General features: G+C 75.2%; 1 protein-coding gene. It reads right to left on the bottom strand.

The genetic code is table 11. The features are described 5' to 3' along the window. The coding region (locus AB8Z36_RS40920) for an FAD-dependent oxidoreductase (RefSeq protein WP_369218411.1) at positions 1 to 1,003 on the bottom strand (1,003 nt) is incomplete at both ends.

Here is a 1,003-nt window from a genome sequence, read left to right as displayed (position 1 = left end):
CTCCGGGTGCGGTCGCGGCCGGGCAGGCCACGGCCGTGCCGCACATCCGGCCCTGGCACCAGCCCATGCCCGCGCGGGTGAGGAGTTTGACGCTGCGGGGATCGCGGGCGCCGAGGTCCGCGACGGCCTCGCGGATACGGGCCGCCGGTACCTCCTCGCAGCGGCACACGTCCGTGTCGTCGGTCAGCCACCCCGTCCAGCCGGGGCCCGGCCGGTGCGCGGTGGCCATGGCGTCGGCGAAGGCGCGCATGCGGTCGCGGCGGTGGCGGAGAGCGCGGAGGCGCGGGGTCGGGGCCGGTTGTCTTCCCGTGAGCCTCGCGGTGATCGCCAGGGCCGCCAGTTCACCCTCCAGGTGTGCGGCCTGTGCGCCGCCGACGCCGGTCGTCTCGCCCGCCGCCCACAGGCCGCGCAGCGAAGTCTCCTGGAGGGGGCCCAACTCCAGGGCGTACGTGCCGTCCGCCGTGCGGCGGGTGGCGCAGCCGAGTGCCGTCGCCAGGTCGATCTGCGGGATCAGGCCGTGGCCCGTGGCGAGGGCGTCGCAGGCTATACGGCGTGCCGTGCCGGGGATCGGGCGCCAGGAGCGGTCCAGCCGGGAGACCGTCACCGCCTCGACGCGGTCCGTGCCGTGTGCCTCGGTGACCACGCTGCGGGTACGGAGGCGGACGCGGTGGTCAAGCAGGGATGTGGCGTGGCGGGCGGCTTCCGTCAGCTTCCGGGGGTTGGTGGTCAGCGCCTTGAGGTGACGGGTGTACGCGGTGTAGTCGGACGCCTCCACGACTTCGGGGACGTGGGCGCCCGCCGCGGTGAGTGAGGTGGCCGCGGCGAGGAGCAGGGGGCCGCTGCCTGCCACGACGATGCGGTGGCCGGGCAGGGCCAGGCCGGATTTCAGCATGGCCTGGGCGCCGCCCGCGCTGATGACTCCGGGGAGCGTCCAGCCGGGGAAGGGGAGGTGGCGTTCGTGGGAGCCGGTGGCCAGGAGCAGGGTTCTGGCGTTGACCTCGAT

The organism is Streptomyces flavofungini (genome assembly GCF_041028215.1).
GTDB classification, from domain to species: Bacteria; Actinomycetota; Actinomycetes; order Streptomycetales; family Streptomycetaceae; genus Streptomyces; species Streptomyces flavofungini_B.
Note: the sequence above shows the minus strand (reverse complement) of the source record. Positions and strands in the feature narration are given on the sequence as shown.